Annotated in this window: 6 protein-coding genes and 1 pseudogene; 6 read left to right on the top strand and 1 reads right to left on the bottom strand. The window is 62.1% G+C overall.

Translation table 11 applies throughout. From position 1 onward, the window contains the following. The 5 genes from U9R81_RS01035 to U9R81_RS01015 form a co-directional block, all read left to right on the top strand. A partial coding sequence (locus U9R81_RS01035; protein ID WP_322493687.1) for a substrate-binding domain-containing protein occupies nucleotides 1-1,252 on the top strand: 1,252 nt, incomplete at its 5' end. 126 nt (nucleotides 1,253-1,378) lie between these two features. After that, nucleotides 1,379-2,149: an ABC transporter ATP-binding protein gene (locus tag U9R81_RS01030; protein ID WP_322493686.1), complete on the top strand. Its 771-nt coding sequence runs from the start codon at nucleotides 1,379-1,381 to the stop codon at nucleotides 2,147-2,149. Then, nucleotides 2,146-2,853 carry an ABC transporter ATP-binding protein gene (locus U9R81_RS01025; protein WP_322493685.1) on the top strand — a complete coding sequence of 236 codons (708 nt, stop codon included), beginning with the start codon at nucleotides 2,146-2,148 and terminating at the stop codon, nucleotides 2,851-2,853. The genes U9R81_RS01030 and U9R81_RS01025 overlap by 4 nt, the downstream gene beginning before the upstream one ends. Before the next feature lie 216 nt (nucleotides 2,854-3,069). Further along, nucleotides 3,070-4,548, top strand: a complete 1,479-nt coding sequence (locus U9R81_RS01020; RefSeq protein WP_322493684.1) for a branched-chain amino acid ABC transporter permease — start codon at nucleotides 3,070-3,072, stop codon at nucleotides 4,546-4,548. Between the two features lie 3 nt (nucleotides 4,549-4,551). After that, complete coding sequence (locus U9R81_RS01015; protein ID WP_322493683.1) at nucleotides 4,552-5,586, top strand: branched-chain amino acid ABC transporter permease; 1,035 nt, start codon at nucleotides 4,552-4,554, stop codon at nucleotides 5,584-5,586. Here U9R81_RS01015 and U9R81_RS01010 read toward each other — a convergent pair. Beyond that, on the bottom strand, nucleotides 5,557-6,582 hold the full coding sequence (locus U9R81_RS01010) for a GHMP kinase (protein ID WP_322489906.1): 1,026 nt from the start codon (nucleotides 6,580-6,582) through the stop codon (nucleotides 5,557-5,559). The two genes, U9R81_RS01015 and U9R81_RS01010, sit on opposite strands and share 30 nt — an antisense overlap. A gap of 945 nt (nucleotides 6,583-7,527) precedes the next feature. Between U9R81_RS01010 and U9R81_RS01005 the strand changes: the two are divergent. Continuing rightward, nucleotides 7,528-7,829, top strand: a pseudogene (locus tag U9R81_RS01005) (histone deacetylase family protein); the annotation flags it as partial.

Genomic DNA, 7,829 nt, shown 5'->3' with positions numbered 1-7,829 from the left:
CGCCGCGCCGCAGCCGACTGCTGCGCCGCAGCCGACCGCCGAACCTACGGCGGCTCCGCAACCGACCGCCGCGCCAACAACCTCAGCCACTACCGGCGAACCGATTGTGGTTGGCTTGATGACCGATAACTCCGGCTTGCTCGCCATCTACGGCCCCATGCTTGAGCGTGGCTTTACGCTCGGTTTGGAGTATGCGACCAACGGTACGAATGCGGTGGCTGGCCGCCCGATCAAGGTCGTGGTGAAAGACACCGCCAGCAACCCTGAGACTGGCGTCGCGCTCGCCCGCGAAGCGATCGAGAGCGACGGAGCCGATGTGCTGGTCGGTTCGCCTAGCTCGCCGGTGGCGCTGGCGATCTCGGCGGTGGCCGCCGAAAACAAGATCATCTACATCGCGGCGCCGGCAGCAACCCCCGCCCTCACCGGCGACAACTTCAATATATACACCTTCCGCGCCGGACGCACCAGTGTGCAAGACGCGCTGACGATGAGCGCCGCGCTCTTGCAGACCGGCAAGAAGTTCATCCAGATTGCCCAAGACAACGCCTTCGGGCGCGGCTCGGCAGGAGCGTTCTACGCTACCGTCAAGGCGCTTGGCGGTGAATTTGTGCTCAACGATACCGCTGAGGGTGCCGGCGCCGTCTTTGCCCCGCCGGACACCACCGACTTCACGCCCTACATCAACCAGTTGCTCGATTCAGGAGCGGAAGTGTTGATCGTCACGTGGTCGGGCACCGGTTTCGTTCCGATGTTCCAGCAGATGCAGCAACTGGGTGTGTTCGATGTAATGACGGTGGCCACCGGCTTCGGCGATAACCAGACCATGGTCAACGGCTACGCTGACGCAATCGGCTCGGTTGGTGTGAGTGTCTACCACTACAGCCTGTTCGACAATCCGGTTAACAAGTGGCTCACCGAGCGCCACAAGGCAGCTTACGGCACGCCTCCCGATCTCTTCACCGAGAGCGGCTTCAACGCGGCGATCATGCTGGTCAAGGCGTTGGAAGCGACCAAGGGCGATCCAGCGGCTGAGGGGATGATCGCCGCGCTTGAAGGCATGACCTTCGACGGGCCGAAGGGTACGTACACCGTGCGCGCGTCGGATCACGTGCTCTTGCAGCCGATGACGCTGGTGCGCCTGCTCAATACCACCGATCCCGATTTCAAGTTCTTCGAGCTGGTGACGCTGTTCACGCCTGAGCAGACCGCGCCACCCTGTATGGTGCCGGCAGCGATGAACCGGTGTCCATAAGGGTACAGTCCGGGGATGGAGTGCGGCAGTTTGACTGCCGCACTCCAAGCAACCGGCTTCTGGTTGATGATCCCCCACGCGGGGCAACGCAATGCAGAGTGCGAGGGCACACCCCAAGGAGTCTACGTGAGCGATTGGATTATCGAAACGCACCGCCTCACCCGCGACTTCGGCAGCTTACGCGCCGTTGATCAGGTTGATCTGCGGGTGCGCGCTGGCAGCATTCATGCCATCATTGGCCCGAACGGCGCCGGCAAGACGACGCTGTTTAACTTGATTAGCGGCTACCTCAAACCAACATCAGGGCGAGTGCTGCTGCGCGGGCAAGACATTACGCGCGTACCGCTGCACCGTATGGCGCACCTCGGCATTGGGCGCTCGTTCCAGATCACCAACATCTTCCCGACGCTGACGGTGCTGGAAAACGTGCGGCTGGCGGCGCAAGCGCGCGGGCGTGACAACTTCCGGCTGTGGACGAGCGCCGCCAAGCTGCGGGCCTACACCGAGCGCGCGTTAGCGGCCTTGCACCAAGTTGGCCTCCATGAGCGGGCCTTGCAAATTGCCGCCACCCTGCCGCACGGCGACAAACGCCGGCTCGAACTGGCGATTCTGCTGGCCGGCGACGCCGACATTCTCCTGCTCGATGAGCCGACCGCCGGCATGGCGACCGAACAGGTGCCAATGCTGCTCGATCTGTTGCGCGGCATCCGGCAAGGAACGAACAAAACTATCTTAATCGTTGAACACAATATGTCTGTCGTCATGAGTCTCGCCGAGACGATAACCGTCATGCATCAAGGGCGCGTGCTGGCAGAGGGCAGTCCGGCGGCGATCAGCGCCAATCAGGCGGTGCGCGAGGCGTATCTGGGCACAGCCTTCGCCGGAGGGCAGCCATGAGTGACGTGTTGCTCGAAGTTGATACGATCCATACCTTTATCGGCCAATTCCACATTCTGGAAGGGGTCTCGCTGCAGGTGCGCGCCGGCAGCATTACGGCGCTGCTAGGCCGCAACGGGGCCGGCAAGACCACTACCCTACGCTCGATCATGGGCCTCAATCCGCCGCGCAGCGGCAGCATTCGCCTCGCCGGCGAACCGATCAATGGCCGGCCAGCCTACGAGATTGCCCAGCTTGGCGTCGGGTACGTGCCCGAACATCGCGCGATCTTCCGCGATCTGACCGTCGAAGAGAATCTACGGCTGGCCGAGCGCAAACGCGGCGATCTGGCCAAGCGCAGCGATTTCATCATGGCGCTCTTCCCCGATCTCAAGCGGTTTTACCGCCATCCGGGCGGCAAGCTATCGGGCGGCCAACAGCAGATGCTGGCGATCGCGCGTGCGTTGGTGGCCGATAACCGGCTGTTGTTGATCGACGAACCGAGCGAAGGGTTAGCGCCGATCATCGTCGAGCAGATCGTTGCCGCACTGCGCCAAATGGCCGCCGAAACGACGATCTTGCTGGTTGAGCAGAACTTCGCGATGGCCGCGCAGTTGGCCGATGCGTACTACATTCTCGATGATGGGCGTAGTGTGCAGCACGGACGTATGGCTGATCTGGTGCATGACCACGCTACAATCGACAAATATCTCGGCGCGGGCTAACACAAAGGCGCAAAGGAGGCAAAGACGCAGAGATTCTGAACGCAAAGACGCGAAGAGCGCAAAGGGGATACACGCAAAGACGCAAAGGGTTTGGAAGGATCGATACAAGCTCGCTTATACCTCATAAACTTAGCATCCTTCGCGTCCTCTGCGTCTTTGCGTTGAGAGTCTCTACGTCTCTGCTTGCTCTGCGGCTTGGGGTTGAAGGAGTAGTGCATGATCGAGTGGATTCAGCGCCGGCGCGGATTGATCACCGGCATCGTCGCGGCGATCCTCTTCGCCATGTGGGCTTCGAGCCAGTACGAACCACGGGTCTTAGCCAGCATCTTGCTGTCGGGTCTCACGCTCGGCGCGCTCTATTTTCTGGTGACATCCGGCCTCTCGCTGATCTTTGGCTTGATGGACGTGCTCAACTTCGCGCACGGCACCCTCTTTATGATTGGCGCGTATATCGGCTTTACGCTCTACGCCAACCCGCGCCTGCTGCTCAATACGCTGCCCTTCGTGCTCGCGTTTGTGGCCGGCTGGCTGCTCGCGCGCTGGTTGCCGTTCAGCAGCTTGCCCACCGGGCATCGCCGCCCGCTGTGGGTGGTGGCCGTGCTGGTCGGGGTGTTTGCGGTCTGGGGGTTTGAGCTAGCGCCACTGGCGACCACTGCCCTCAGTTCGGGCGGGAGAGTGCCGACCGAACAGGCCCAAGCGCCGGTGGGCCTCTTTATCGCGCGCACGCTGGGGCTGGCGATTGCCGGTCTGATCGCTGGCGCGGCCTTTATCATTGGCAGTGAGCACGCGCGCCGGCCAGCCAACCGTGATCTGGCTTGGCCGATCGGATTGCTGGTGCTGGCATTGATCATCGCGCCGCTGCGATTGAGCGCCGAAGGCTGGATTTTGGCCCTCGACTCGAATACACGCTTTCTCTTGGCGCTGGTGGCCGGCGCCGGCGGCGGTGCGGCGTTGGGTGGGTTAATGGAATGGAGCCTGATCCGTCCGCTGTACAGCCGGCCCATCTATCAGGTACTGGTCACGCTCGGCTTAGTCTTCGTCGGCACCGAGTTGGTCAAAGGCATTTGGGGGCCGGGAGGGTATTTTATGGAACTGCCGGCATGGTTTAGCCGGCGCGGCCCAAGCTGCCCCTCGCCGAACCTGATCGCGTGGCTGCAAGACAACTGCGCCAGCATTGACGTGCTGGGCCGGCCCTTCCCCAGCTACCGCATCTTCATTATTGCGTTGGGCATTGCCATGTTCATCGGCATCGCCGTGCTCTTGCGCTACACCCGGCTCGGTATGATCATCCGCGCTGGCGTGCAAGACGGCGAGATGGTGCAAGCGCTGGGCATTAACGTTCGCCGCATCTTCACCCTCGTCTTCGCGTTGGGGGCCGGGTTGGCCGCATTGGGTGGCGTCGCCGCGGCGCCATTTCTCGGCATTAGCCCCGGTCTCGGCCAAGAGTTTCAACTGCAAGCCTTCATCGCGGTGGTGATCGGCGGTATGGGCAGCTTCACCGGCGCAGCCATGGGAGCCTTGTTGGTCGGCCTTGCCCGCGCCTTCGGCGACCAAATGGTGCTGACCGGCATTCAACTGCCGTGGATGAGCGAAGCGATGACGTTTTCGCCATCAATTGCCCGCGCTTCAACCGTGTTGATCATGGCGCTGGTGCTGCTCTTGCGCCCAGCCGGTCTGTTTGGCAAAAAGGAGTAGCCGATGCGGGATCGTTTCACCTCATCACAGTGGGCCGGCCTGACCCTCATCGGCGGCCTGATCATCTTTCCGTTTGTCGTTTCGCTATTCAGCGGCCAGCCGGTTGGCGAGGGAGTGCCCAAGTTTTGGCAGGGCATGCTGATTCAGGTCTTTATCTTGGCCGTCTTCGCCATGAGCTACGATATTCTGATGGGGTATACCGGCATTCTGTCGTTTGGCCATGCCCTCTTCTTCGGCACCGGCGCATACACCATCGGTATCCTGCTCAAACATGCCGGCTGGGATCTCGGCTCGGCCCTGCTGGCCGTCATCGTAATCGCCAGCATCCAGAGCCTGATCATCGGCCTGCTCTCGCTGCGGGTGAGCGGCGTCTATTTCGCGATGGTGACACTCGCGTTTGCCCAGATGTTTTTCCTCTTGGCCGAAGCGACCGACTTCCGCCAGTGGACGGGGGCCGAAGACGGATTGCAGAGCATTCCGGTGCCGGCGTGGATTAGCCCGACCACGGAACGGCTTCGATTTTATTATGTTACGTTAGCGTTTACAATCGTAATGTACCTGCTGGCGCGGCAAGTGGTCAACTCTCCGACCGGACGGGTGATGATGGCGATTCGCGACAACGAGACGCGGGCAAAGGTCTTGGGCTACCATACCCTCACCTTCAAACTGATTGCGATCACGGTCAGCGGCGTGATGGCCGCGCTGGCCGGCGCGTTTAACGCGCTGTGGAACCTCAACGCCAACCCGGCGGTGCTCGGCGTGGGCACGACAATTAATGCACTGTTGATGACGATCATCGGCGGCGTCGGCTCGCTGATCGGACCGATGCTCGGCGCTGGCGTGATTCAACTGCTCGGCTATTGGCTCAACGTCTTCTTTGGGCCCAGCTGGCCGCTCTTGTTCGGCATCGTCTACATCTTGATCGTGCTGTTCCTGCCCTACGGCATCGTTGGCACGTGGCGGTTGCGCAGCGCCGGCTGGTTGGCGATGTGGCGCGAGCGATCGCGCTCACTCATCCGGTTCTTCCACCACCCATGATTGCACGCCGTGGGTCACGAACGAGAACGGGCGCACGATCACCCCAGCTTCGGTCAGAGCGCGCTCGATGGCCAGCCGGCGGTCAAAGGGACAGGCAAAGACCATAAAGCCGCCGCCGCCGGCGCCGGAAATCTTGCCGCCCCATGCGCCGTGCTTGCGAGCCAGCGCATAGACCTCTTCGACGATCGGCGGCGCGATGTGGGGTGAAAAGGCTTTCTTGACCTCCCATGCATCGTGCAGCAAGCGGCCAAAATCGGCGATCCGCTGTTCGCGCAGCAGGCGGGCTGCAATATCAACAAAGGCCTTCGTTTCGTGATGCAGCCGCAGTGTATCGCCCTTGACCAACCGTTGCACCTGATCGGTCATGAGATGGCGGGTAAGCAACTGGCGGTCGCCGATATAGCCGATAATCAAGCAGCTCTCGAGCTCAAGCAAAGCGGTTGGATCGCTCAGCACCGGCTCGACGATCACCCGATCGCGCCCAAAGTGATAGACGCACATCCCGCCAAACACCGCCGAATACTGGTCTTGCCGCCCGCCGGGAATGCCGAGATCAACCCGTTCGATCCGGTAGGCCAGTTCGGCCAACTGGTGCGGGTCGGCGTTTTGGCCGGCCACGGCGTAGAGCAGCTTGAGCATGCTCACCACCAGCGCCGACGACGAACCAAGACCGGAGCCGGGTGGCGCATCGCTGAACATGGTGATCTTGTAACCGGCGGAGGCGGGCCGCAACTGGGGCAGCGCATCAAGCACCGCCTGCGGGAGGGCCAGCTTGCCATCCCATTCGCGATCGCTCACCTGCCGGCTCACCTCTTGCAGATCGAGCGAGCGGATCAGAATGCCGGGTGTATTGCTAGTGGTGAGCATACACCGCACATAGAGATTGATCGTGCAATTGAGCACTTTCCCGCCGTATTCTTCGGCGTAAGGGCTGACATCGGTGCCGCCGCCGAAAAAGCCGATTCGCATCGGCGCGCGCGCTTTATAGATCTTCATGCGTTCCTCCGGCCATGGTTGAGTACCGCGGCGCCAGTATACCAGAAATGAGGCGACGGCCCGATAACGATCGTAGATCCGGACGACTGTCCGGCTCCGCAGAGGGCGCAGAGATGTTTAACGCAAAGGCGCGAAGATCGTAGAGGACGCAAAGGTTTTTGGGGGAAGCGCCACTCCCCGGTTGTCATTGCGAGCCGCCAACGGCGGCGAAGCAATCTCCCGCCTCCCCGCTTGTCATTGTGAGCGGAGCGCAGCGAAGCGAAGCAATCCCCCACGAGTACGGGAGCGGAACCTTTCCGCCGAAGGGGGCGCTTGCTGCGTCCTCGGCGGTAAATAGACCCTCACCCCCAACCCCGCTCCCGCGTTGCGGGAGCGGGGCGCTGCTCGCTTCCGCTCCTGCTGTGCCTCGTCAGCCCATCGCGCGACTCCCCCTCTCCCGCCGTCAGGGGGAGAGGGGCTGGGGGGGGTGAGGGCTAGCGGCATTGCCACGAAAAGACACAAAACACAAAAACGGACGATTTTTGCGCCTTTTGCGTATCTTTGTGGCTATTCGGTTCCGTGCCCCCACCCCCGACCCCTCCCCCGCTGGGGGAGGGGAAGCGACACCTGTCAGGGAGCCTGTTCCGCTAAAGTAGGAGCTTGCTTCGGGCGCTGGCGCGCCCTCGCAATGACAAAAGATCGGCCGCGCCACTCCCCGCTTGTCATTGCGAGCCGCCAACGGCGGCGAAGCAATCTCCTGCACCCCGCTTGTCATTGTGAGCGAAGCGAAGCAATCCCCCGCGAGCACGGGAGCGGAACCTTTCCGCCGAAGGGGGCGCTTGCTTCGGGCACTGGCGCGCCCTCGCAATGACAGGATGCCCTGCGCCCTCAGCGCCCTCTGCGGTAAACAACGTACCAGCGGTCAACACCTCTTCCCATCCGCCCAGACTACGGTACAATATCACTATGAAGATCTTTCTGAGTGCCGACCACCATCGTCACGATCCGCCATTCGAGATCCTTGACGGCCAGCCAGTGCCATATTTTGAAACGCCACGGCGAGTCGACATCATCCTCGCCGCGCTGCAAGCCGCCGGGTTCGCGCCGCCGATCGCTGCGCCGCCGGCGACGCTCGCCGAACTGGCTGCCGTGCATACGCTCGACTACCTCGATTACCTTGCCTATGCCTACGATCGCTGGCAGGCCGCCGGGTTGCGCGGGCCGGTCATGCCATCGGCGTGGCCGTTGCCCGGCTTGCGCTTGCGCAG

Origin of the sequence: Chloroflexus sp. (genome assembly GCF_034435895.1) — a bacterium.
Lineage (GTDB): Bacteria > Chloroflexota > Chloroflexia > Chloroflexales > Chloroflexaceae > Chloroflexus.
This window is presented reverse-complemented; position numbering and strand designations above follow the sequence as displayed.